The sequence below is a fragment of the Chryseolinea serpens genome (assembly GCF_900129725.1).
In the GTDB taxonomy this organism is placed as follows: domain Bacteria; phylum Bacteroidota; class Bacteroidia; order Cytophagales; family Cyclobacteriaceae; genus Chryseolinea; species Chryseolinea serpens.
On sequence record NZ_FQWQ01000001.1, the window covers coordinates 1,815,995 to 1,839,826 of the forward strand.

15 protein-coding genes are annotated in these 23,832 nt (G+C 53.7%); 11 read left to right on the forward strand and 4 right to left on the reverse strand.

Annotated features, from left to right (window positions below):
- The first annotated feature begins 170 nt into the window (after nucleotides 1-170).
- The 10 genes from BUB30_RS07065 to BUB30_RS07110 all read left to right on the forward strand — a co-directional run bounded on the left by BUB30_RS07065 (nucleotide 171) and on the right by BUB30_RS07110 (nucleotide 18,702).
- Nucleotides 171-3,320 carry an MFS transporter gene (locus BUB30_RS07065; protein ID WP_073132258.1) on the forward strand — a complete coding sequence of 1,050 codons (3,150 nt, stop codon included), beginning with the start codon at nucleotides 171-173 and terminating at the stop codon, nucleotides 3,318-3,320.
- A gap of 9 nt (nucleotides 3,321-3,329) precedes the next feature.
- Nucleotides 3,330-4,769, forward strand: coding sequence for a hypothetical protein (locus BUB30_RS07070; protein ID WP_073132260.1), 1,440 nt, complete (start codon nucleotides 3,330-3,332; stop codon nucleotides 4,767-4,769).
- Between the two features lie 2 nt (nucleotides 4,770-4,771).
- Nucleotides 4,772-7,927 (forward strand): WD40 repeat domain-containing protein, encoded by a 3,156-nt coding sequence (locus BUB30_RS07075; RefSeq protein ID WP_073132262.1) that lies wholly within the window; start codon nucleotides 4,772-4,774, stop codon nucleotides 7,925-7,927.
- A gap of 4 nt (nucleotides 7,928-7,931) precedes the next feature.
- Nucleotides 7,932-8,975 carry a porin family protein gene (locus tag BUB30_RS07080; RefSeq protein ID WP_073132264.1) on the forward strand — a complete coding sequence of 348 codons (1,044 nt, stop codon included), beginning with the start codon at nucleotides 7,932-7,934 and terminating at the stop codon, nucleotides 8,973-8,975.
- A gap of 12 nt (nucleotides 8,976-8,987) precedes the next feature.
- Nucleotides 8,988-10,292 carry a hypothetical protein gene (locus BUB30_RS07085; protein WP_073132266.1) on the forward strand — a complete coding sequence of 435 codons (1,305 nt, stop codon included), beginning with the start codon at nucleotides 8,988-8,990 and terminating at the stop codon, nucleotides 10,290-10,292.
- A gap of 31 nt (nucleotides 10,293-10,323) precedes the next feature.
- Nucleotides 10,324-15,558 (forward strand): Ig-like domain-containing protein, encoded by a 5,235-nt coding sequence (locus tag BUB30_RS07090; protein ID WP_073132268.1) that lies wholly within the window; start codon nucleotides 10,324-10,326, stop codon nucleotides 15,556-15,558.
- Between the two features lie 156 nt (nucleotides 15,559-15,714).
- Nucleotides 15,715-16,479 (forward strand): TerC family protein, encoded by a 765-nt coding sequence (locus BUB30_RS07095; protein ID WP_073132271.1) that lies wholly within the window; start codon nucleotides 15,715-15,717, stop codon nucleotides 16,477-16,479.
- The gene (locus tag BUB30_RS07100) at nucleotides 16,469-17,002 is read left to right on the forward strand and encodes a YfiT family bacillithiol transferase (RefSeq protein ID WP_073132272.1); all 534 of its coding nucleotides are present in this window, start codon (nucleotides 16,469-16,471) and stop codon (nucleotides 17,000-17,002) included. The genes BUB30_RS07095 and BUB30_RS07100 overlap by 11 nt, the downstream gene beginning before the upstream one ends.
- 25 nt (nucleotides 17,003-17,027) lie before the next feature.
- A complete protein-coding gene (locus BUB30_RS07105; protein ID WP_084138096.1) occupies nucleotides 17,028-17,963 on the forward strand; it encodes a YheT family hydrolase in 936 nt (311 codons plus the stop codon).
- A gap of 40 nt (nucleotides 17,964-18,003) precedes the next feature.
- Nucleotides 18,004-18,702: an SOS response-associated peptidase gene (locus BUB30_RS07110; RefSeq protein WP_073132274.1), complete on the forward strand. Its 699-nt coding sequence runs from the start codon at nucleotides 18,004-18,006 to the stop codon at nucleotides 18,700-18,702.
- A gap of 413 nt (nucleotides 18,703-19,115) precedes the next feature.
- Here BUB30_RS07110 and BUB30_RS07115 read toward each other — a convergent pair whose 3' ends face one another.
- From BUB30_RS07115 to BUB30_RS07130, 4 genes are all read right to left on the reverse strand, one after another.
- Nucleotides 19,116-20,126 carry a hypothetical protein gene (locus tag BUB30_RS07115; RefSeq protein WP_073132275.1) on the reverse strand — a complete coding sequence of 337 codons (1,011 nt, stop codon included), beginning with the start codon at nucleotides 20,124-20,126 and terminating at the stop codon, nucleotides 19,116-19,118.
- Nucleotides 20,127-20,568: 442 nt separating this feature from the next.
- Nucleotides 20,569-21,012, reverse strand: coding sequence for a hypothetical protein (locus BUB30_RS07120; protein WP_073132277.1), 444 nt, complete (start codon nucleotides 21,010-21,012; stop codon nucleotides 20,569-20,571).
- Nucleotides 21,013-21,087: 75 nt separating this feature from the next.
- Nucleotides 21,088-22,335, reverse strand: a complete 1,248-nt coding sequence (locus BUB30_RS07125; protein ID WP_073132279.1) for an ABC transporter permease — start codon at nucleotides 22,333-22,335, stop codon at nucleotides 21,088-21,090.
- A 61-nt stretch (nucleotides 22,336-22,396) separates the two neighbouring features.
- Nucleotides 22,397-23,032 (reverse strand): ABC transporter ATP-binding protein, encoded by a 636-nt coding sequence (locus BUB30_RS07130; RefSeq protein WP_073132280.1) that lies wholly within the window; start codon nucleotides 23,030-23,032, stop codon nucleotides 22,397-22,399.
- Between the two features lie 197 nt (nucleotides 23,033-23,229).
- Here BUB30_RS07130 and BUB30_RS07135 point away from each other — a divergent pair, with 197 nt between their 5' ends.
- Nucleotides 23,230-23,658, forward strand: a complete 429-nt coding sequence (locus tag BUB30_RS07135) for a GlcG/HbpS family heme-binding protein (protein WP_073132282.1) — start codon at nucleotides 23,230-23,232, stop codon at nucleotides 23,656-23,658.
- Nucleotides 23,659-23,832 lie beyond the last annotated feature (174 nt).

Genomic DNA, 23,832 nt, shown 5'->3' on the forward strand with positions numbered 1-23,832 from the left:
TACAAGCGGTGACGTTATCCCGAATTTGGTCCCAGCATTTTGTACCCGCGTTTAGCAATTGAACCCCGCCATGCATACCCCCGTCCTATACGCTGAGGCAGCCAAAAAAATGGTAGTTTATAGGATTTTTGTTGGAATATAAGCAATTTTAGGGGTAATGGGGGAAATCTATGAAGGCACAAATAATCCGTTTTCTTGATACCGAGCCGGGCGAGACCGGACGCGTGGGCCTGTTATTCATCATGAGCTTTTTTATGGGGGTGTTCATCGCCACCATTACCGTGGCTTCGCAATCCCTTTTCCTGGAACATTTCGACGAAAAAACCCAGTTGCCCATCGCCCTGTTGGTGTCGGGTGCCTTCGGATTGTTTGCCACCATTGTTTATAACTTCCTCCAAAACCGGATCCCCTTCCAATTGCTGGCCGTGCTCAGCTTGATGGTGGTCCTGGTGTTGACCGCCTTTATTGAATTTGGTGAAGGCTATTTCGCGGACCCGCGCACCATCTACTTCCTGGGTTTTGCTCAGATCATTCCCTTCTCTTTTATTATATACCTCATTTTCTGGGGCGCCTTTGGCCGCTTGTTCAACCTTCGCCAGTCGAAGCGCCTCGTGGGCACAGTGGATATGGGCGCCATGATCGCGTCGTTCATCGCCTTCTTTTCCATTCCCCAGTTCCTCGGTCTGAAGGGCGTCAAAACGGAAATGTTATACACCGTTTCGCTGATCAGCATTATGTGCTTTACCGGGCTGTTTATTTTCCTGTCGCTGAAGTACAAGACCCGCACATTCGCCCAGGAAAAAAAGATGTACAAAAAGCTGGTACTCAGAGATTTCCTTCAAAACCGCTACATCCTCTACATGTCGCTCTTCGTGGTGGTTTCCATGATGGCCGTGAACTTTGTGGACTACTCGTTCTTTAACGCGACCACCATTTTCCTCAGCCGCGAAGACTTGCCACGGTTCATCTCTTACTTTGAAATGACCATTGTTATTTTCGGGTTCCTCTTCCAGACCTTGGCTACGGATCGGATCATAAAAGAATATGGCCTCCGCATCCCGCTGCTCATCAACCCGTTCCTGATCTGTCTTTTCACGGTCGTCGCGCTGATCCTGGGAACGATCTTCGGATACTCGCTGGGCTTCTTCATGGTGATCGCCATCAGTAAGCTGTTTGTACGGTCGCTGCGCGAATCGCTGGATAACCCTACGTTCAAGCTCTACCTGTTGCCGATCGAGAGCAGCATCCGCATCGACGTGCAGACCAAGATCGAGGGATTGGTTACCGCCTTCGCCAGCCTGCTTGCCGGTGCGCTCATCATCCTGATCACCAAAGCGGAATTCTTTACGCTGATCTATATTACCTTGTTCACCATACCGCTGCTGCTCTTCTGGTATTTCGTTTCCAACCGGATGAACAACAGCTATCGGCACACGTTGCAAGACACCTTGTTGCGCAACAAATCTTCCATGTCGGCACGTGTCGAGCGGGAGTATACGCTGAACACGGTGTTGGAAAGAGAAGTGAACAGCTCCGTCGAGCAAAAGGTCATCTACGGGTTGAAGCTCATGGAGAAACTGGAGCCCGCCTTGTTCGAAAACGCATTGGTGCGATTGATTGAAAGCACCTCGCGCAAAGTCCGGGCATTTGCCGAAGAAAAGATCCAGGCCCTTGGTCTGCGCAACGACATCGGCAAAACCGAGTTGCGTTCGCTGGCGGAGAAAGCCTATGGCGAATTGGAAGACAGCGACCTCCTCTCGATCTCGCCCGAAAAATTATTAAAACTCAGTAAGTCGGTAAGACAATCGGACCGGATCCTCGCGGCCAAACTCTTGCGCAAGTTGGTGGGGCCGCGCACCATCTTCGTGTTGCTGGAATTGCTTCGCGATGTCGATCCGAAAGTGCGTTATGAAGCGCTCTACACGGCACGCAAGGTGAAGCTGAGTGAAACGTGGCCCGTGCTGATCGAATTGTTGAACTCCGCTGCCTACAGTCATCATGCCGCGGCAGCCCTGAAGGAAGCAGGCGAAACAGCCTTGCCCACCCTGGAAGCCGCCTTTCACAAGTCGGGACAAAGCGACCTGGTGATGTTGCGCATCGTCCAGATCATGGGCAGCATTGGCGGCAAGTACGCGCTGCAACTGCTGTGGAAAAAAGCCGACTATCCCGATAAACGCATCGTGAGACAGATCCTCAATTCGCTGCGCTTTATAAACTATCACGCCGAGGGACGCGAGGCGCGCGAAGTGATCAACTTGCTGGAAAGCGAGATGAGCAAGACCATCTGGAACCTCGCCGCATTGGACGAGCTCCCCGATGTGAAAGAATTTTTGTTCTTACGCGAGGCACTCGAAGAAGAGACCCGCGACAATTACGACCAGATCTATATCCTGCTTTCGATCCTGTATGAACCGCGCTCCGTGCAACTGGTGCGCGAGAATATCGAGTCGGGCGATCCCGACAACATCGCGTTTGCCATGGAGTTGCTGGATTTGTTCATCGACCCGGGCGTGAAACCCAAGTTGGTGCCCTTGCTGGATGACATTGCTGTTCCGGAGAAGCTGAAGCAATTGCAGATCTTCTTTCCCCGCGAAAGCTACAACCCCATCCAGGTGATCAACTACATCCTGAACCGCGATTTCAACCTCAACAACCGGTGGACAAAGGCATGCGCCATCTATGCATCGGCCTATATCTCCGATTTCCGGATCAGCCGCGGCCTGGTGGCGCAGATGTTCAACACCGACAAGCTGTTGCAGGAAACCGCGGCGTGGGTGATCTATAACAAAAACAAAAAGGAGTTTGAAGTCATCTCCGAACGGCTCCCGGTCAAGGATAAAAAATTCCTCGACTCGTCGATCGAAAACAATCAGCTGTTGGATGGCTTGAACGACGGATTCTTTTTGTGGGTGGAGAAAGTTATGTTCCTGAAACAGCTGCCAACCTTCAAAAATATTCACGGTGCCATGCTGTGCGACCTGGCCGACAAGATCACACCGCTGGATCTCGCCTTTGCCACCCGGGTGAAATTTACCCCCGACGATTTCAACACCCCCATCTTTGTGCTCGCCCACGGCAGCGCACAATTGAAAAGCGATGGCATACTGGCCGCTTCATTAAAACGCGGCAGCGTGTTTGGCGACTTGTTCCAGGATGGCGTAGCGCCGAAGATCACGTCACTGGAAGCCACCGAGCGCTGTGTTGTGTTCAGAATCAACCTCATGGATTTTTATTATGTGATGGCCAACCACCACGAGCTGGCGCAAAGCCTCATCAAAAATATTACAGAAGAAACCGAACCGCATTTGCAACAACCTTAACCTGAAATCATGGCCTTTGAAATTGATGTTTTGATTATTTTTTCCGACCGCGACAACGAGGCGACTGGAAACGAACCGGGATGGGTCACTCAATTCAAAAAATTCCTGGAATCCATGCTCACGCAGATCTTGGGCGAGAAACCCAACGTGTTGCTGAAATCCGAGTTTGACACCATGACCTCGCCCCGGCTCGACAACTCCGCCGTGTTGGTGTCCATCCTGTCCAAAGATTTCACGCAATCGGGGCCGTGCCTGGATCACCTGGAAAAATTTACACAGGCCGCGAGCGCCAAGGGACAAAATAGGGTGTTCAAAGTTTTCAAAACACCCGTGTCCGTGCAAGAACAACCTGCCCGCGTGCGCGAGCTGTTGGGTTATGAAATGTATCAACTCGATCCGGATTCGGGCGAGATCCGCGAGTACACCGACTATTTCAGCACGGAGGCCGAGCGCCAGTATTGGATGGAGATGGTGGACCTGAGCTACGACATCTCTGATACGTTGTCGTCGTTGAAGGATAAATCGCTGGCGAAGGAAGTGAAGAATGTTTTCAAGCGCAAGACCATCTACCTGGCCGAGACCGGTCACGATCTGTCGGTACAGCGCAACATCATCACCCGCGAATTGCAACGCCACGGCTATACCGTGTTGCCCAACCAAACCCTGCCCGGCAATGTGGCCGACCTGGAGCGTGTGGCGCGCCGCGACCTCGCGGAGTGCAGCATGTCCATCCACCTCATCGGCGCCGTGTATGGCGACATCCCCGAAGGAACCGACCGTTCCGTGGTGGACATCCAAAACCGCATCGCCGCCGAGCGCAGCAACCGCGGCCGCGAGAACAAGGAAGAATTTTCCCGCCTCATCTGGATCTCTCCCAACCTGAACCACATCACGGAGCGCCAAAAAGGATTCATCGAAAACCTGAAACGCGACGTCGAAGCCCAGGAAGGCGCAGAGATCCTGCAGACACCGCTGGAAGATTTCAAGAACATCATGCGCGAAGAACTGGCCGACGCCGGGGAGAAAAAAGCCCTGGACGAAACCGGCGGCCGCGCGGTGTATCTCATGCACGACAAAGTAGATCACCTCGATATAAAACCTTTTGTTGAGCTCATCGAGCGCTCGGGTTTCAACGTGCTCATGCCCTCGTTTGAAGGCGAGTTGTTGGAGCTGCGCCAGAAGCACATCGAGAACCTGCGCAACCTGGACGCCGCCATCATCTACAAGGGAAGGGTGAACGATCAATGGGTGCGCATGAAAGCGCTGGACCTGTTGAAGGCACCCGGCTTCGGCCGAAAAAAACCCATCATGGGCAAGGCCATCTACACCGCCAAAGGCTCGCACGTGAACGCCGATGCGTTCAAGAGTCAAAACCTCCGGGTGATCGATGGCGACAATCAACAATCCCTGGAATCGCTGAAATCATTTTTGCAAGAATTTAAAGCATAGTCATGCAAGCCATTGACGAAAAATTAGAAACCGCCAACCCGTTCCCCGGGTTGCGGCCCTTCAAGATCGACGAAAGTCACCTTTTCTTCGGTCGCGAAGGGCAGAGCGACGAAGTGCTGCTCAAGCTTTCGAAAAACCGATTCGTAGGTGTGATCGGTCCTTCCGGAAGCGGTAAGTCGTCGTTCATTTATTGTGGGGTGATGCCCATTTTGTATGGCGGGTTCCTCACCGACGCCAGCCCCAACTGGGAAGTGGTGGTGACACGCCCCGGCGCAGGTCCCATCGACAACCTGGCCGAATCGCTGTTAAAAAACAATCCCGAATACCTGGCGTCCGACGCCGAAGAGAAAAAGATCAAGCGCACCATCTTCTCCACCTTGCTGCGAAGCAGTTCGCTGGGGTTGGTGGAAGCTATCGAGCAGACCCGCAAGGATGTGGACGTGAACTACCTGGTGCTGGTCGATCAGTTCGAAGAGCTTTTCCGTTTCAAGGAAGGTCACGATGTGAACTCGGTGAACGAAACGCTGGCCTTTGTGAACCTGCTCATGGAGGCCGTGGACTATCCCGACGCCCCGATCTATGTCGCCATCACCATGCGGTCGGATTTTATCGGCGACTGTGCGCAGTTTCCTGATCTCACCCGCAAGATCAACGACAGTCACTACCTGATCCCGCAGCTCACCCGCGAACAGAAACGGGTGGCCATCGAAGGCCCCGTAGCCGTGGGCGGCGCCCGCATAGCGCCCCGCCTGGTGCAGCAGTTGCTCAACGACCTGGGCGACAACCCCGACCAGCTTCCCATTTTGCAGCACGCCCTGATGCGCACCTGGAGCTACTGGTCGTCCTATCGCGACTTCGAGGAAGAACATGTTGACCTGAAGCACTACGAAGCCATCGGCACCATGTCGGAGGCGTTGTCGCAACACGCCAACGAGGCCTACGACGAACTTTCGGAAGAACAAAAACATATTTGCGAAGTACTGTTCAAAGCCGTCACCGAAAAACGCGGCGAGAACTTTGGCATACGCCGCCCGACGCGCCTCACGGAAATTGCGGCCATTGCCGATGTGCAGGAAGATGCCGTGATCGAGGTGATCGATAAATTCCGGGAACCCGGAAGGTCGTTGCTAACGCCCGCGTACGGAGCAACGGTCACATCCAAATCCATGGTCGACATTTCGCACGAAAGTCTCATGCGGATTTGGGTGCGTCTGAAAAATTGGGTGGACGATGAAGCGGAGGCCGTGCAAATGTATACGCGCCTTGCGGATGCTGCCACCATGTACCAGGTGGGCAAAGCCGGCTTGTGGCGACCACCGGATTTGCAACTTGCTTTGAACTGGCAAGCCAAGCACAAGCCCACGCTCGTGTGGGGTCAACGTTATAACCCTGCCTTTGAACGCACGCTGATCTTCCTGGAATATTCCAGGAAAGAATGGGAAACCGAGCAGCGCATCAAGGAGATGGAGCAGAAGGCCAAGCTGAGACGGGCCCGGGTGTTTGGTATCATCATGGGTGTGGCCACGGTTATCTGCCTGTTCTTCCTGATCTTCGCCCTCATCCAAAAAACGAAGGCTGATAATGCCCGTGCTGAAGCGGAAATTCAACGCGTGCGGGCAGTAGCGGAAGCGAAACGCGCAGATAGCCTTCGCGTAGTCTCCGACAACGACCGGATTGCAGCCGTAAAAGCCAAAGAAGAAGCTGAAGCCGCGCAAAAGGCGGAGGCTGCACAAAAACTTTTGGCCCAGGAAGCTGAGAAGCGCGCTGTTCAAAATGCCGAGCTTGCAAAAAATAACGCCATTCAGGCCCAAAAGAACGCTGAGGAAGCAAGGCTCAATGCCGAACGTGCCCAAAAGAACGAGGCCTTTGCCAAGCAACAAGAACAGATCGCCAAAGACAACGCGGCCGAAGCCTTGCGTCAACGCTACATCGCCCAGGCGAAAGCTATGGCGGTGAAGTCGAAGGAACTGAACGATCCGGAGCAGGAAGCCCTCATCGCGCAACATGCTTACAAGTTCAACACCGACCACCGTGGATACGAGTACGACAATGACATTTACAACGGTCTGTATTCGGCGTTGAAGAAATTTGATCATCCCTTAACACAAAGCCTGCAAGCCCACGATCGCGGCGCTGCCCGCACGTTGGTGACCCGCCCTACCGGCAATGAAATCTATTCCGGTGGCAGCGACGGCAAGGTTTTCCGCTGGACAGAAGTGAACAACAACTGGAAATCGGAAATGCTTGTGAGCCGTCCCGACTATCAATACTACACCATCGACGTGAGTGCTGATGGCAAATTACTGATCGCGGCAGGATTGAACTCCCTCAGTGAGACCAAGAACTATGTGGAGGTTTACAATCTCGACAACATGTCGGACGCACCCAAGAAGATCACGGGCTTTACGTATGCCATCGAGAACCTGAACTTCACACCGGACGGCAAAGGCTTTTATGCCCGCGACAATTCCGGTAAGAGCATCAAGTATTCGGACCTGACCACGAGCCGCGAGGTGATTGTTCCGCCGGTGAAGATCAATGCCATTGACCTGAGCCCCGACGGAAACTTCTTAGCGGGTGCCGGCGAGAACGGAAGCCTGTACGTGTGGGACATCCGGAACAACTACACCGTAGCCGAACACAAAAACCTGGGACAACACCTCACCGCCGTTTGCTTTGCCCCCGAGGGACGACGCATCGTGGTGGGTGACAACACCGGGGTGGTGACCCTCTTCGACAACCAGAGCAACCTCGTGCTGCGCGTGTTGTCAGGACACACATCGGTGATCGAGCAGATCCAGTTTAACCACGCCGGCAAGTTCATGGCCACGGCCAGCAAGGACAAGACCGTGCGCCTCTGGAATGTGGATCGCTTAAAAGAACAACCCATCGTGTTCAGTGATCACAAAGACTGGGTATGGGGTGCGGCCTTCACACCGGACGATGAGCAGTTGCTCGCCTGCGTGCATAGCTCGATCGAGACCGTGAAGGGAGTGGAACACACTATCCACGCCTGGCCTACAAAAATTCCGACCATGGCCAACATCCTTTGTGGCAACGTGAAACGCAACATCAACAAAGACGAATGGGAAATTTTCGTTGGCGACGACCTCAAGTACGAAAAGACGTGTGCTGATTTACCGGATAACAATAATTGATTGCATGAAAAGAGTTCTATACGTTCTTCCCTTTGCCTTTTTTGCCTTTACCGCCCACGCCCAACTGACCTCCTGTGCGCAAACCCTGCGCCTGGCCCGGTCCACGTATGAGCAGGGCCGGTTGCACGAGATACCCGAGTTGCTGACGCGATGCCTTGAGGATGGCTTTTCCCAACAGGAAAAAGTAGAAGCCTATAAACTGCTTTGTCTCGCCTACATTTACCTGGAGGAACCCGCTAAAGCCGACGAGGCGATGCTGAACCTGCTGCGCACCGATCATTACTTCGAGATCAACCAAACCACCGACCCCGCTGAATTCATTGCCTTGTATCGCACATTCCGCACGCATCCGATCTATCGGCTCGGTGTGAAGCTGGGCGCGAATGCCAGCCAGCCCAACGTGGTGAGCTATGTGGCCGCCAATGAGGGCACCAGCAAATATTCGCCGGGCATTAGCTTCCAAGGTGGCGTGGCCGTGGAAGTGCCGCTGAACAAGAAGCTTACCCTCGACACAGAATTGAATTTCATATTGAAGACCTTCAAATATGAAAACAAAGTAACCTACAACGAGATTGCGACCGGCGACCCGCGCGACTTCACCATCATCGGCCAGGAAAACCAAACGTGGGTCACGCTTCCCGTGATCCTGCAGTATCGCTTCCTGGAAAGCAAGTTCAACCCCTACGTGGGCATTGGTGCTTCCCTGGATTACTTGTTGAGCGCGAACAATAAATTTTCGCGCACCAAGGAACAAGCCGCATCGCTGGATGAGCAATCCCTGTCCTTGAATGACTACCGGAACCGTGTCAACGCCAGCGCCATCGTAGCCCTGGGCGCGAAAATGAAAGTGACCGGCGGGTTTGCCTTTCTCGAGGTGCGGGGCTCCTATGGCCTCACCAAACTGAACGACACGGCCGATATTTACGCCCTCTATGCAAAAACCCTCCCGACCGGCGGTTACGTTGATGGCATTTTCAAAATGAACACACTCAGCGTAACCTTGGGATACGTATACAACCGATTCAATCCTAAAAAACTGAACAAGTAAGTCCCTCCTCCAATGAAGAAGCTCTCGTTTATTTCGCTTTCCCTGTTGATGTTGTCGGGCTGTAAGAACCTGGAGGACGCCAGCGTTACCGAACGCAATACGTTCATGCATTTTTACGAAGGCGCCAACAGCTACGTGGCCACCAGCGCCGAAATTACCGACGACGGCTATGTGATCACCGGCACCATCAGCATTCCCGGCGATCAGCCTACCTCCAAGATCATCGTGATCAAAACCGACGCCCTGGGCAAACCCGTGTGGCAAAAGATCATCGACGGCGGGTCGGCCAACGGAATTACCGTATCGGCCAATGGTTACATCGTGGTGGGTGACAGTATTCAATTGAACCCTAATTCAGGGAGCATCCCAGACCTGGAAAACTACTGGTCACGCCTCATTCGTATGGATAACAACGGATCTATCGTGTCGGACGTATCCTTTGCCAGGAAAGTGAAAACTGCCGGCCAGGACGATATGCACGTGGATTTTCACGCCGACGCCCTCACGCAAGACGACCAGGGTAACCTGGTGACCCTGGGCACCTATAAATTCCCCGGCGCCAACGAATTCGCTTATATCGCCACGCTGAATCCCACGTCGTTGGATACGGTTTGGAAAAAGGAGTATAACTACCTGGAACGCGACTACATCAACACCAAGTCGGTCTACTACAATAGCGGCCGCGTCATGTGGGGCGCAACAGTGTCGGGTACCGCCAGCAACTTCACCACATCGTATGTGGCCCTGCCGGTGGTGGAGAACAACTCCGTGTTTGTGAATTGCGACTATTTCGGACAGCTGACCGAGCAATCGCTGGTGATCAACGATCTGAAGTCGGCCCCCATCGGCTATGGCGCCGTGGGCACGTATACCGGCACCGATGGCAAGAAGGGCAATATCTTTTTTATCCGTACCGACAAGCTGGGCAATTTCCAAAAGGAATCGGCCCATTACTATGACGGTGCCACAGAAGGCATTGCCGTATCCGATCCCACTTCATCCTCGAGTGAAGACACCGGTGAGTCGTTGACGGCAACGCGCGACGGCGGATATGTTTTGGCGGGCACTTTAGAGACCACCCCCACCCGGGGCAACGGTGGTAAAGATATTTGGCTGATCAAGGTCGATGCCTATGGTGCACCGATCTGGGATAAGATCATTGGCGGACCCACGAATGAAATTGTGTCGTCTATCCGCGAAGCAGCCGATGGCAGCCTCGTGATCTGCGGGACCATCCGCGACGCCGCGGAAGAAACGGGCGGCCTATCCTCGATCTTTTTGATCCGCACCGACAGCCAGGGAGAATTGAAGAATTAATTTTTAGCATACGAATTAACGATACTTGTCTATGGACCCTTTTTTACACCGGAGACGTCTGTTCATCCTTTTCTTGCTTTTCTTTTTAACGGGAGCCGCGTGGGCCAACAATTCCGTTACCATCAACAAAGGCGGCAGCCAGGCCGATCCTGTGAATGTCGGGCCGATCCTCTTTGTGGTGACCTTCAACGAGGCCGTGAGCGGCTTCACCAACGCCGATGTGGATCTAAGCTCGTCCACCACGAGCGGGACATTGGCTGCCACGGTAACCGAAATTGCGCCGAATGACGGAACCACCTATGAGGTGAGCGTGACCGGCATGACCGGAACGGGCAACGTGATCGCCTCGATACCCGCCGGCGCAGCCAAGTTGGTTTCGGATGGAACAACAAATACGGCGGCCAGTACCAGCACGGACAACACCGTACGCTATGATATTTCTCCGCCGTTGGTAAGCACCCTCACCCCCAGCGATGGCCAAACGGGCGTCGCGGTGAACTCCAATCTTCAAATCCTGTTCACCAGCAACATAAACATGGGTACCGGCACCGTTGAATTGCGCCAATATTCAGACGATGCCGTCGTAGAAAGCTACACCTTACCGGGATCTGCGCGCGCATCGATCTCCGGCGGCAACACGCTCGTCATCAATCCTACTTCCAACCTCGCCGTCAACACCCAATACTATGTCATCGTCCCGGCCGGAGCGGTCCACGACAATGCGACCAACGATTTTGCGGGACTCACCACAAAAGGCGATTGGGATTTCACAACGGTCAATCCCCCGCCCGATGTGCAGACAGAGACTCCTGCCGACAACGCCACCGGCGTGTCTGCCAGCCTCAACGTAGTGACCATCACCTTCACGGAAGCTGTGACGAACGTTGGCGATAACTCGAACAACAACAACCGGATCATCATCAAGGACCTGACCAACAACAACACACTCGAAACGATAGACCCCACCGCAGCGGGGAAAGTAGTGTTATCGGGTGGCGGTCTGACGGCCGATATTCATATGACCGTGGCCCTCTCTCCCGGCACTCACTATGCCGTGAAGATCGGCAATTCGGTTTTTGATGACCTCGATGGCGCGAACTTCGCGGGAACCACAAATGACAATGATTGGGATTTTACAACGGAGGATGTGCCGGTATTCACCTTTCAATCGCCGGCGAGCAGCACGGCCAGCAGTACTTGCGTGGGAGAAACCGTGACCCTGGTGGGTGGCGACTTCGGCTCTGCCCCGGATGTTCTGGTCAACGGCACACCGCTTCAGGCATCCGATTATGTTGGGGCCCCGACATCAACCACGATCAAGTTCAAGGTTCCTGCCTCCATCATTGGCTCCTTTGATGTGGTGGTCAAGAACACAAACAACGGCTTATCGAGCGCACCGACTACCATCAATTTCAAACCTGCCATCCTCACCAATCTCAACGTGTTTGCCAGTCCGGCCAGCGCGGCCGTGGGCGGAGCGTCGTCCATTAAAGTGGATGCCACGCAGTCGACCGTCGACTATCGGTTGGTCCTGCTGGCCAGCACAAACATTGGCAACACGCAGACGGGCAACGGCGGGCAGCTTTCGTTCGCCACGGATGCGTCGCCGAACGGTGCGGTTTACCCCGCTCCCGGTCCCACCAGTTACACCTATAAGATCCGGGCAACTTCTGCCGGCTGTACGTCGGTCGATCTTACCAATCAGGCTACGGTAAACGTCTCGGCGGTAACGGCCGATGCAGGCGGTGATAAAAATCTTTGCATAGGCGACGATGTCACCATCGGCGGCAACCCGACTGGTTCCGGGGGCACCGGCTATCTGAGCATCTCGTGGAGCGGTCCCAGTGGCTTCACCAGCGTCAGCGCGAATCCTACCGTGACCGTGGCCGGTACCTATACCGTTACGGTAAAAGACAACACAGGCGCTACAGACACCGACGATGTGATCGTGACGGGGCTCACAAAACCTACGATTGCTTTTGCCGACACGCTTCGCACCCAGTTCAACTATAATGAAGGAAAGTATCAGCTCAGCAACAAGACCATCGTCACGCCCAATGACGGGTCTGGCGTATTCAGCGGACAGGGCGTGAGCTTGAACTCCGACGGCAAGTACTACTTCAATCCCCAGGCCTTTACCACGCAGGCTCCCAGCGTACCCATTACCTATACGCACACGTCGGCCAACGGGTGCTCCAATTCCAACGGCTTTACCGTAACGGTAAACATACCCGGCACGGCGATCACCAACCTGAAGACCTTGTACTGTTCTAACGAGATCCCTACCAGCGGCCTGAAGTTCAACACGTCCCTATATCCCATGCCGGCAGGAAAGGCCTTTAGTTCCTTTAAGGTTTACCAGGGGTATGATTACATCAACGGTGTATACCTCACCTATCCCACGTCGGATCCAAATTATCCGCTGACGCAGAATACGCCCACGACCTATACCTTCAACCCCACCAAGGCTTACAACATGGTCGGTCAGACTACTTTGTTCATATTGATCTACCTGAAAGATGCAGTCACCAACATTGAAGATGCCATCTGGTATACGTATGGTTCAACTTACCTCGTAGCGCCAGGCGTGGTGCCGGATATTCTGCCCGTGAAAGAAATGGTGATCGTTTGCGAAAAAGATCCGCAGGTGACACTGTCCAATACGCTGGACTCGCCCATCTTTGGATATACCACACTGAATTATCAGGAGACCGTTAGCAACTCCGTTACGGGATCGGGAACCGGCCCCTATACGTTCAAGCCGGATCTTGTAAACTTCGGCGCTGCGGACTTCAAAAATGTTCTGATCAAGTATAACTACAAAGATGCTAACGGCTGCGTCGGCCAATCGCAAAGGACGGTTATCGTCATCAAGAAAGTGGGTGGCCCGATTGCGACTGACCAACAGTATTGCCAATTCTTTGATGGGACGAGAGTGTTGACCGCCAGCTCGCCGTATGACAATGTCACCTACAAATGGTATACCTCTTCTTCCCTGTCGGATCTCGAGCCTGGCACCGGTTCGGTTTTTGATACACAGATCAGCACCCAAAACCCGGTCACCAAAACCTATTATGTGACCCAGAACTTCCGCGGTTGCGAAAGTTATGATACACCGGTAAACATTTCAATCACGCCTGCTCCCGTGATCAACCTGAATTTTGACTCCCCTTGCGAGAACCGACCGTTCACCTATGTCGGTCCCGTGCCGCCGGGTTCGAGCCCTTCGTATAGCTGGAGCTTTTCGGGTGACTCGCAGAGCTACTACACCAAGGATGTCGAACACACTTTTTCAAACGCCGGCCCCGCCAGCATCTCGCTGGTCGTAAAATCAACCAGCAATGGCCAGGAGTGTTCTACCTCCGCCACACAGACGATCGTAGTGGGACAAAATCCGAAAGCGGCCGTTTCCTTTGATCAGCTTTGCAACGGCGACAACACCAACTTCCAGGCTTCGTCGAACCTTACTATCGATGAGGTCTATTGGGATTTCGGCGATGGCGATGTGTTGCCTCAAAACTCGAAAGCCACCGTCATCAACGATCCCAGCGGACATACCACGGGTACGTATCAGGCGCCTCACCACAAATTCACAAACGGAGACGGCGAGTACACCGTGGAGCTTCGCGTATACACCAACCTGCATTGCAGCGATACGTTAAAGAAAACCCTGCGCATCCTGCCGCTGCTCACGCAATACAATTCGCTCAATCCCTATCACATGGAAGAGATCAACGGTGGCGATGGATTCTGGGCGGTCGACAGCAGCAGCGTTAACTCCACCTGGCAGTTCACGGCGCCTAACGACACCGTGATCCACAGCATTCAAAAGGCTTGGGTGACCAACGGTGACAAGAACGTGAGTTTTGGTGACTATAAAGCAAACGACCACTCCGCGGTGAACAGCCCTTGCTTTGACATCACTGGATTTGAACGGCCGGTGTTTGCCATGAACATGATCAGCAACAGCGGGGAGAGATCGGATGGAGCCGTATTGCAGGTGTCTACCGACGGCGGTCTGAACTGGAAAGTCATCGGCGCGCAAAACTCGGGGTTGAATTGGTACAACATCCTCGGGATCTCGGGAAGTGCTCCCGGCGAACAAAGCCTCCTCGCCTGGTCGGGCGACTTGTGGACCACCGACCCTGGCGAAACCGAACCGATCTGGTTGCAAGCCAAGCATTCGCTAAACCTGCCGGAAAATATTTTGCCCTCCGCCAAAAAGAACAAAGTGCGCTTCCGGATTGCATTCGCCAGCAACGGCGACACCCAGGCCGAAGGTTTTGCCTTCAACAACGTGCACATCGAGGACCGCAACCGCATCATGCTGGTGGAGAACTTCACCAACGTGGGCGCTGATGGAGCACCGGTGAACAACGCCCGTTTTAACACGCCTCAAAACGACGTGGTAAAGATCCAATACAACGTGAGCTTCCCCGGCGAAGATGAGATCAACCTGCAAAATCCCACAGACCCCGGCGCCCGCGGAGCCTTTTATGGCATCGCCAATACCAGCCAGGTTGTGCCCCGTGTCTATATCGACGGCACGAGCGGCGGCAAGCTTACCGGCCCCGATGATTGGTTTGACCAAAGTAAATCGCTTCGCTCGCTGGTGACATCGCCCCTGGACATCAGCATTTCCACGGTACCGGCCAGCGCCAGCCAGTTGTCGGTAGTGGCCCAGATCACCCCGAATCAAACCCTCACCGAGGGCAAGTTCGTGGCGCACGTCGCCATTGTTGAGAACCCCGTAGACGGCAACGAATTTGTTTTACGCAAAATGTTGCCCAACGCATCGGGCAGTGTGCTGCCCCTGCCCCTGACCACGGGGGTACCGATCACGCTCCCGACATTGACCTGGCAAGTAGACAACACGCATGTGGATCCTGCCAACCTCGCCGTGGTCGTTTTTGTGCAGAACGAGAACACAAAAGAAGTGCTGCAGGCCGCCATGCTTGAGCACCCGGCCGATCTGCCCACGGCGATCGTCACCGGAACAGAGCCTTCGTTCAGCCAGCAGACGTCGCTCTATCCCAATCCCGCCGATCATCAACTGGTCATCCACATGCCCCAAGCCGCGCGGAAGGACATACCGTTGTCGGTGTTCGACACGTTTGGTCATGAAGTGTTGCAACGCACGATCGTGACAGGGGAACAACAGGTTTTGGTGAATACAACAACCTTCGCGGCGGGTGTTTACCTGATCCAATTCGAGCCTTCACCGGGGGTGCAGGTACGCAAGAAAGTAGTGATCACCCACCGTTAAGCACATACCCTTTTTCTCCCTTTCGTCTTTATGGCCATTTCGTGGCCATAAAGACGTTTTAAGGGTTTGAAAATGGGCTTTTTATAATTTATAACCCCTTTGGAGGAGATGGTTAGTTGTCCTATTTTTAACGCGTAAACTTCATAACCCCCGTACATGGAAATTTTCCTGAAAGCGGAAACCTGGCTCGCTTTATTAACGCTAACATTTTTTGAGGTCGTGCTGGGCATTGATAACATCATATTCATTTCCATCGTCTCGAACCGCCTTCCTGTAGAGATCCGCGCGAAGACCCGTAACCTGGGGTTGGTGCTGGCCATGTTTGTGCGCATCTTGTTATTGCTCACCATCACGTGGGTGATGCGGTTCAAAGAACCCCTGTTCACCATACCCGGCAATTTCATCTTTCAACAGGAAGACCTCGCCATCAGCGGACGCGACCTCATCCTCATCCTGGGCGGGTTGTTCCTTATCGCCAAAAGTACGCGTGAGATCAACCATGAGATGGAGGGCGAAGAAGAAACCCTGGAAGCCGGCGGCAGTGGCAAAGTCAACGTGGTGGGTATTATCGTACAGATCATCTTACTGGATATTATCTTTTCATTCGACTCGATCCTTACGGCCGTGGGGCTCACCAACCAGGTGATCATCATGATCATTGCCGTGGTGCTTTCCATCGGCATCATGATCATCTTCTCGGGAGCGATCAGCGATTTCATTCACCGGCATCCGTCGATGGAAGTGCTGGCCCTTGGCTTTTTGATCCTCATTGGCTTCATGCTGTTCCTGGAAGGACTGCACAAGGAAGTGCCGAAAGGATACATTTATTTCGCCATTGTCTTTTCCATGATCATCGAGATGGTGAACATCCGCGTGCGAAACCGACGAAAGAAAGCCAAAGAAGAATTCCATGACGAATAACGACGACCACCTGCGTTACCCCATCGGCAAATTCACGCCACAAGAATCCTACACCACGCACGACATGCTGGCCAATCTGGCACAGATCGAAAAGCTTCCTGCCGAAGTGGAGAAGATCGTGAACAGCCTCACCGCCGATCAACTGGACATGCCTTACCGCGAAGGCGGATGGACCGCCCGCCAGGTGGTGCATCACATCGCTGACAGCCACATGAACGCCTACATCCGCTTCAAGTGGACGTTGACCGAGGAAACACCGCTGATCAAAGCGTACGAGGAAAAGCAATGGGCTTTAACTCCCGAAACAACCCTGGACCCTGTTATCTCCGTGGTCTTGTTGAAAGCGCTGCACACCAAATGGACCGCGCTGATCAGACTGATCCCCGTGACGGACCTGAAGCGATCGTTCATTCACCCGGACACGAAAAAGAACGTGCCGCTGGACCGGCTCACCGCCCTCTATGCCTGGCACGGAAACCACCACCTGGGGCACCTGAAGATTGTGGCTGGCCTCCGGCCCTGATATCAAAAAAAAGATTTTGCGGGCTGTGGACTATCAACGACCATTCTTTCTTTTTACCCCACACCTGGAAACGATATACCCGGCCACGCTCCGCCAAGTGCACGGGGTGGCCTACACGCGCGAACGGATCACCACACCCGACGATGATTTCCTGGACCTGGACTGGCTCCAACACGGCAGCAGCAGTCTGGTGATCATCTCGCACGGTCTGGAAGGGAACTCCACGCGCGCCTATGTGAAGGGCATGGCACGTGCCGCCTATGGGCAGGGCATCGATGTGCTGGCCTGGAATTTTCGCGGCTGCAGTGAGGAGATGAACCGCCAGCTGCGCTTCTATCACAGCGGCGCTTCCGACGACCTGGAGATCATCGTTCAGCATGCCCTTGCCAAGGGCTATAAACAACTCTACCTCGTGGGTTTTAGCCTGGGGGGAAACCTGACGTTGAAATATTTGGGAGAACGTCCAACCTATCCCCAGATCAAACGCGCCGTAGCGTTCTCGGTACCGCTGCACCTGCACAGCAGCTGCCTGAAGATCTCGGAACCTTCCAATTGGATTTATAACCAGCGCTTTTTGAACAACCTGAAAGAAAAGGTGATCCGCAAGGCGACACAAATGCCCGGACTGGATGTGACCGGCATTGGAAACATCAAAACCCTGATGGCGTTCGACGACCGGTACACGGCGCCGCTACACGGATTTGCCAGCGCGTTGGACTATTACACGCGGTGCAGCGCATTAAATTTTCTGCACACCATACAGATCCCCACGCTCATCGTGAACGCACAGAACGATCCCTTCTTAAGCACGGCGTGTTATCCGGCAGCAGCATTAAAAGATCACCCGGTAGTGAAATTTGAAAGCCCGCAGTTCGGGGGCCATGTGGGCTTCGCGCAATTCCGCAAAAATGGATTATATTGGTCTGAAGAGCGTGCGTTATCTTTTTTGTTTCCGGAATAAATCACAGTACTTCGCACCAAACAACCACAACCCTCTCCCCATGATCGAACGTTATAGCCTTACCGCATCTGCCGAACAGATCAAAGAACGCTTTCTGGCAGAAGCATTGGCCGCGATCGATCCACGCTACAACGCCGCGCCCACGCAACTGCTGCCCGTCATCACCCACGCTGCGCCACAGGGCATTTCGACCTTCTATTGGGGAACATCGCCCGAATGGGCCAAGAACAAAACCCCCGGCGAAAAGATCATCAACCTCCGCGCCGAAACCATCACCGAAAAACCCGCGCAAAAAAAGGCGATGATGAAGACCCGTTGCCTCATCCCGGCCGACAGTTTTTATGCCTGGAAAAAAGTGGGCAAGAAAACCGCCATCCCCTACCGCTTCACCACCCTCGACCAGGAACTGTTTGCCTTTGCCGGCGTCTGGGAAGAATTTGAAGACACCGACGGCCACGAGTTCCACACCTTCTCCATGATCACCACCACCGCCAACGAAATGGTGGCCACCGTACAAGATCGCATGCCCGCCCTGCTCACGGTGGCTGCAGAAAAAATATGGCTCAATCCCGAAAGCACCGAGGAAGAACTTCTCGCCGTGCTCGTGCCCTACCCTGCGGATAAAACAAATTATTACCCCGTGTCACCGCGAATCAATGATATCAACACCAATGTGCCGTCGCTGATCTTACCCACGCCCCCATCGGATCAATTTGGAAATTTGACGTTGTTTGATTGAGGATGATGGAGGTGCATCGTGCTTGACGATGCTGAATGATGTTGTTGGTGGGACACGAACAACTGCGGTTGTAACTCAAATAATGGCGGTCGGCATTTGAGGGTGATGGATGCTGAATGGATGCCCTTCCAGGTGTAGGGACAAATTGCTGTGACGATCCTGAATGATGTTGTTGGTGGGACACCAACAACGGCGGTTATAAATCCGTGGTGACCATTCGAAATTTTCCAGGTCCTGAATTTCTAATTCCTGACCTTTTGGCTTATGATCCTCTATAAAACAAATTGCATCGATTAACTCTTAGCTTCAACAGGATCGGCCCCGTGGGACCGTAGCTCCCACTGCTGAATACTGGCTACTGAATTACCGACGACAAAGACTGGCTCCTGGATTCTGGATTCTGGCTCCTGACCTCAGAACCCATCATCCTTATCCTCTTCCTCCTTATCCGCTTCCGGCTTCGCCTCTTCCTGCTTCTTCGCCTTCTTGTCTTTCTTTTTCTTCTTAGGCTTTTCCTCTGCCGGTTGACCAGTGGCTTCGGTCTTGTCTTTTTTCTTGAAGAGTCCTTTCTTCTTTTTGGGTGCCTCTGCTGGTTGTCCCTGTGCTTGTGCCGCCTGGGCTTGTTGCTCGTCCTCGTCTACGTAGTCGAAATCGCCGTCCGATTCTTTGGGCGGGGCGCTGATGGCGGTGGAGTCGACGGCCTCTTTGTTCTTTTTCTTGAAGAGGTTTTTAAAGAAGCCTCCTTTTTTCTTGGCTTTTTTGCCGCCGCTCTTGGCTTCTGCTTTAGACTCTTGTTGTGTCTGTTGGGCCAGGCGCACGTCGGGGAGAATGAGGTTGTGGCGCAGGTACCACATGTAGTTGTCCTGCTCTACGTTGTAGCGAACTTCGGTGATATAGTATTTGGGCACCTTGGCGACGTACTTGCCGGAGGTCTCGTCATAGATGAGGCTGTCTTGTGTGCTGAACCGCAGCATGCGCACTTCTTTGTCTTTGGTGATCATGTAGACGCTGTCGGTTGCTGCTTCGGCAGTGTCTTTCGGGATGTCGACGATGTAGGTGCTGTCGATCACGGAACGTGCCGCGAGGTCAAGTTCAGCGCCCGGGACAATGCCATTTTCGCCCAGCACACCTTCTTCATCGGTGATCGTGAGGGAGTCGGGAACGTATACTTTCACCGGCTTCATGGCCACGGTTTGCAGGCTGCGCACTTTTTTGCGATAGGAAACGGGTTCGGCTATCAAATAGCGGTTCTTGCTGGCCGTGTAGACCTTGGGGGTGGAGTCTTCCTGGAAATAGCTAAACTTCTTGCGCAGCTCATTCTTGTCGTAAATGAACGCGCTTTGGTAGGCAGGGCATATCAGTCGTTGCGTGCAGGCGCCCAGAACCAGGCTAAGACTTAATAAAACGAAAAAATGCCTCGCCATGAAATAGGTAAATCAAACAAAAATAGGGATTTTAGACACAACTCTGTTTAAAATCGGCGGATTTGTAACCGCTTGATCCTCAAAATCTACTCGTTTAAACGCTTAGTTCCGGCTTTTCGTGAGCCACGGCCGATATTTAATTCAACCGGCATTCCTGCCGGATCAAGATTGCAGCGCCTTTGCGGAGCTTCTGTTCGCCGTCCCTGGAAGTTTTGTCAAAAATCGAAGTCTTGATTATGAAATTTTAGACTCGCCTAAATTTTCATTCCAACGGGTTTCGTGCCCTCAAGCCCGACCCTATTCAAAACAAAAAGCCGCCTTTTTGAAGGCGGCCTTAAGCTAAAACCATAAAACCAAATTTAACCTTACCCTTCAGCCAGGGTTGCTTTCCTGTACTTACGAAGCGGACGGAGGAACCGGATTTCGGGTTTTGGAAAATATTTTACTTGCTGACCAGGAGCGCCTGGTCCAGGATGAAATTGACATGATCCATGTTGTCGGTGTTCAAGCGGAGTTTCCCTTTGATGGTGATGAGGTCGTCGACCTGGAATTTGGAGGGCGGTTTTGCAAAATTCACTTCGGCGATAGACTCCGGACCCGCGCCACCACAGAAGAAGCATTGGCTCATGGGGTATTTCGAGATGATGATATACGTTTCGCCTTCCGGACTAAAGGGCACATAAAATCCCTCCATCGTGATCTCTTTACCCTCCAAGGCTTTCAGCTCGGCGGGAAAGGTGGGATAGAACAGGTATTCTCCCAGTTTCTCGTAGTACTTCGGCTCGAACTTGGTCTTGGCAAACTCGGTCCAGAAATCCTTTTTTGTCTGCGCAAACGAAACGCTGCAAGCGGCCACGCAGGCCCATACGATCATCCACTTTTTCATTGCTGTGTCCTTTATGCTTTGACTAATGTTTTTTACGATTGATCCTTTTATCGTCGGCCCGTGCCGTGTCCAACCTTAGTTAGACGCCAGCACCTTCGAAATATCGGTGCGGTAAGCCTGTAGGGCCGGGATCAGGGCGCACACTAAACCCAGCAACAAACTTCCGCCCAAAATTATCCATTCCTGCGAATAGAACACCATGCCCCCGATGCCTGCCTTTTGGGTTTCTTCCACCAGCGTGTTCAAAAGCATTAAAACGCCGTGGCCCATCAGCAAGCCAATGACGCTGCCCATCAGGGTGAGCAGCCCGCCCTCCAGGAGCACGGACACAAACAACTTGGTGCGCGTGGCCCCCATGGAGCGCATGATGGCCATGTCGTAGCGTCTTTCTTTCAGGGAATTGTAGAGGGCAATAAAAATGCTGAGACCCGAGATCGCGATGAGTACATAGGCAAACGCCATGATGATATCGGCACCTACGCCGAGGATGGAAAACAAGCGTGCCGTTTCAAACGCCGGCGACGCGGCCTGCAGACTGCTTTGTGCGTTGACGATTCGCGGCAATTGAATAGCCCCCATGGGCGAGCGGTATTGCAGGAGCAGCGACGTAACTTCTTTCACCGAGTCATTGGCCGCCACCGAAGGCACGAGGCGAGAGGGCATGGCGAGGGTGTCGCGGGTTTCGTGTACGTGGGCGGTGGTGTCGGCATGTTCGTGCACTTCCCAGATGCTTTCCACGGCGGTGAGGATGATGTTATCCAGCACCGTGTTATTTTTTTTGAGCACTCCCTTCACTTTGTAGAGATGGTCCTTGTGGTCGTCGCCGGTGGTGGTGAGGCCGTGACTGCTGGCGAAGGTGTCGCCGATCTTGAGTTGGGTGAGGCTTTTCACGTTGGCACCGAGGGTCACGTCCAGGGGATGCTCCCACCAATCGCCTTGTGCCAATTCGCCCTTGTAGAGATCGGCATAGTCGCGGCTGGTGCCCACGATGCGATAGGTCTGGTAGCTATCGCCCAGGGCCATGGGGATGGCGCGTTTCACCAGGCGGTTGCGGGCAATTTTTTCGGCTTCTTTTAGTTTGATGTTGCCCGTGGGAAAATCGACGTGGAAGATGTTGCAGAGAATGAGTTGCAGCGGACTGCCTTTGGCGCCCACCACCAGGTCGATGCCGCGAGCGTTGTCGGTGATCTTTTGTTCGAGTTGTGTGTTGAAGAGCAGCAGTATGGTGACCACGGCGATGCCGAGCGAAAGCAGGATGATGTTGATGGCCGTGTTGAGCGGACGCGCTTTGAGATAATTCCAGACGAGCGTGAAGAGTGTCATGCGGTGTGGGTTGTAATGTTAGACCGCAGCGGCGCTGAGGCACAAGGTTGGCGCAGCGTTCTCATGAGGCGGTGAGTTGGATTTGTTGGGTGAGGTGTGACTTCAGGCGTTGGTCGTGGGTGGCGATGATGAGGGTGGACTCGTGCTGACTGGCGGCTTCCAGCAACAGGGCGATCACCCGGTCGCAGTTCTTGTCGTCCAGGGCCGACGTGGGTTCGTCGGCAAAGATGATGGCCGGTTTGTTGAGCACGGCGCGGGCGATGGCCACGCGCTGCGCCTGGCCCTGGCTGAGGGTGTTGACGCGGCTCTTGCGTTTCTCGGCCAGCCCCAACGTAGCCAACACATCGGCGATGCGCCCATTATCGATGGGAAGCCCGGCGAGGTAGGGCGACATCATCAGGTTTTGTTCTACGGACAGGGCCGAAAGCAAATGATTGCGTTGAAAGATAAAGCCGATCTTCTGACCGCGAAAGCGATCCAATGCGGTTTCCGAAAGCGTGGCCAGCTCCGTGCTATCTACCGAGACCGACCCTTCATAATTCCGGAGCAGGCCGCCCACCAGGTGGAGCAACGTTGTTTTGCCGCTGCCGGAATCGCCCAGCAACAAAAAATGCTGGCCCCGTGCCACCGAAAAATCCGGGAACCGGATGGCGACCGAGGGCGAATAGCGAAACGCAAGGTTGGAAACCTGTATCATAGATCAAATTATTACCCTCCGGGTGGAATAAATCGAAAAATAAAAAACCTGGCTCACAAACCATCAACAATTTCAACCAACGGGTTCTTTCTGTTTTACGCTAACGTTGGTTCCCGCGGTCTTTGCCTGTTAAAAACTTCACATTGCTAAATTACCCCCCACCCTATATCTTGTCGGTTCACCATGATTCAAATCCCATGTATACCCAACAACGCATCAGTTCCGAAGAAGCCCTGAAAATGATCCAGCATGTCATTCACGAGGCACACCAGATAAAGAAAGAGATCGCCGTGGCCGTGAGCGGTCCGGAGGGTGAACCGCTGGCCTTTCTACGCATGGATGGCGCCAGTCCCGCGGCCTCGCGCATTGCCCGGAATAAAGCCTATACGGCGGCGATCGATCGCAAAGACACAAAGCTCATGGGTGAGTTCATGAACGATAACGATCGTCCTCCGGCCTTCTGGGGAGATGATGGTGTTACCGGATTTGGCGGTGGTGTCACGGTCCGCAGCAAAGGTGTGGTAGTGGGTGGCATTGGCGTGAGCGGGTTGTCGGAGGCGGAGGATGAGCGGATTGCATATGCGGCGATCGCGGCGGTGTATGGTAAGGATCATAAGAATGATTGAGGAGTCGATCCATAGCTGTCCCCAGTGATCCGGTTGACATCGCTGCAGAGTAGGTCCGGAGTGGCGAGTGCTCGCGTGTGGTCAGGGCTAAAGCACGGGGGCGAGGAAGTTCTGGCAACCCTGGCCAAAGGCCAGGGTTATTCAATGTTTTTGTTCTCTCCTGTGCTTCTGCTT

Excerpts from the sequence above, each read along its gene's own strand:
- BUB30_RS07065 (WP_073132258.1), top strand. The coding sequence starts at position 171 with ATGAAGGCACAAATAATCCGTTTTCTTGATACCGAGCCGGGCGAGACC.
- BUB30_RS07075 (WP_073132262.1), top strand. The coding sequence starts at position 4,772 with ATGCAAGCCATTGACGAAAAATTAGAAACCGCCAACCCGTTCCCCGGG.
- BUB30_RS07090 (WP_073132268.1), top strand. The coding sequence starts at position 10,324 with ATGGACCCTTTTTTACACCGGAGACGTCTGTTCATCCTTTTCTTGCTT.
- BUB30_RS07080 (WP_073132264.1), top strand. The coding sequence starts at position 7,932 with ATGAAAAGAGTTCTATACGTTCTTCCCTTTGCCTTTTTTGCCTTTACC.
- BUB30_RS07110 (WP_073132274.1), top strand. The coding sequence starts at position 18,004 with ATGATCGAACGTTATAGCCTTACCGCATCTGCCGAACAGATCAAAGAA.
- BUB30_RS07135 (WP_073132282.1), top strand. The coding sequence starts at position 23,230 with ATGTATACCCAACAACGCATCAGTTCCGAAGAAGCCCTGAAAATGATC.
- BUB30_RS07125 (WP_073132279.1), bottom strand. The coding sequence starts at position 22,335 with ATGACACTCTTCACGCTCGTCTGGAATTATCTCAAAGCGCGTCCGCTC.
- BUB30_RS07100 (WP_073132272.1), top strand. The coding sequence starts at position 16,469 with ATGACGAATAACGACGACCACCTGCGTTACCCCATCGGCAAATTCACG.
- BUB30_RS07130 (WP_073132280.1), bottom strand. The coding sequence starts at position 23,032 with ATGATACAGGTTTCCAACCTTGCGTTTCGCTATTCGCCCTCGGTCGCC.
- BUB30_RS07120 (WP_073132277.1), bottom strand. The coding sequence starts at position 21,012 with ATGAAAAAGTGGATGATCGTATGGGCCTGCGTGGCCGCTTGCAGCGTT.
- BUB30_RS07095 (WP_073132271.1), top strand. The coding sequence starts at position 15,715 with ATGGAAATTTTCCTGAAAGCGGAAACCTGGCTCGCTTTATTAACGCTA.
- BUB30_RS07085 (WP_073132266.1), top strand. The coding sequence starts at position 8,988 with ATGAAGAAGCTCTCGTTTATTTCGCTTTCCCTGTTGATGTTGTCGGGC.
- BUB30_RS07070 (WP_073132260.1), top strand. The coding sequence starts at position 3,330 with ATGGCCTTTGAAATTGATGTTTTGATTATTTTTTCCGACCGCGACAAC.
- BUB30_RS07115 (WP_073132275.1), bottom strand. The coding sequence starts at position 20,126 with ATGGCGAGGCATTTTTTCGTTTTATTAAGTCTTAGCCTGGTTCTGGGC.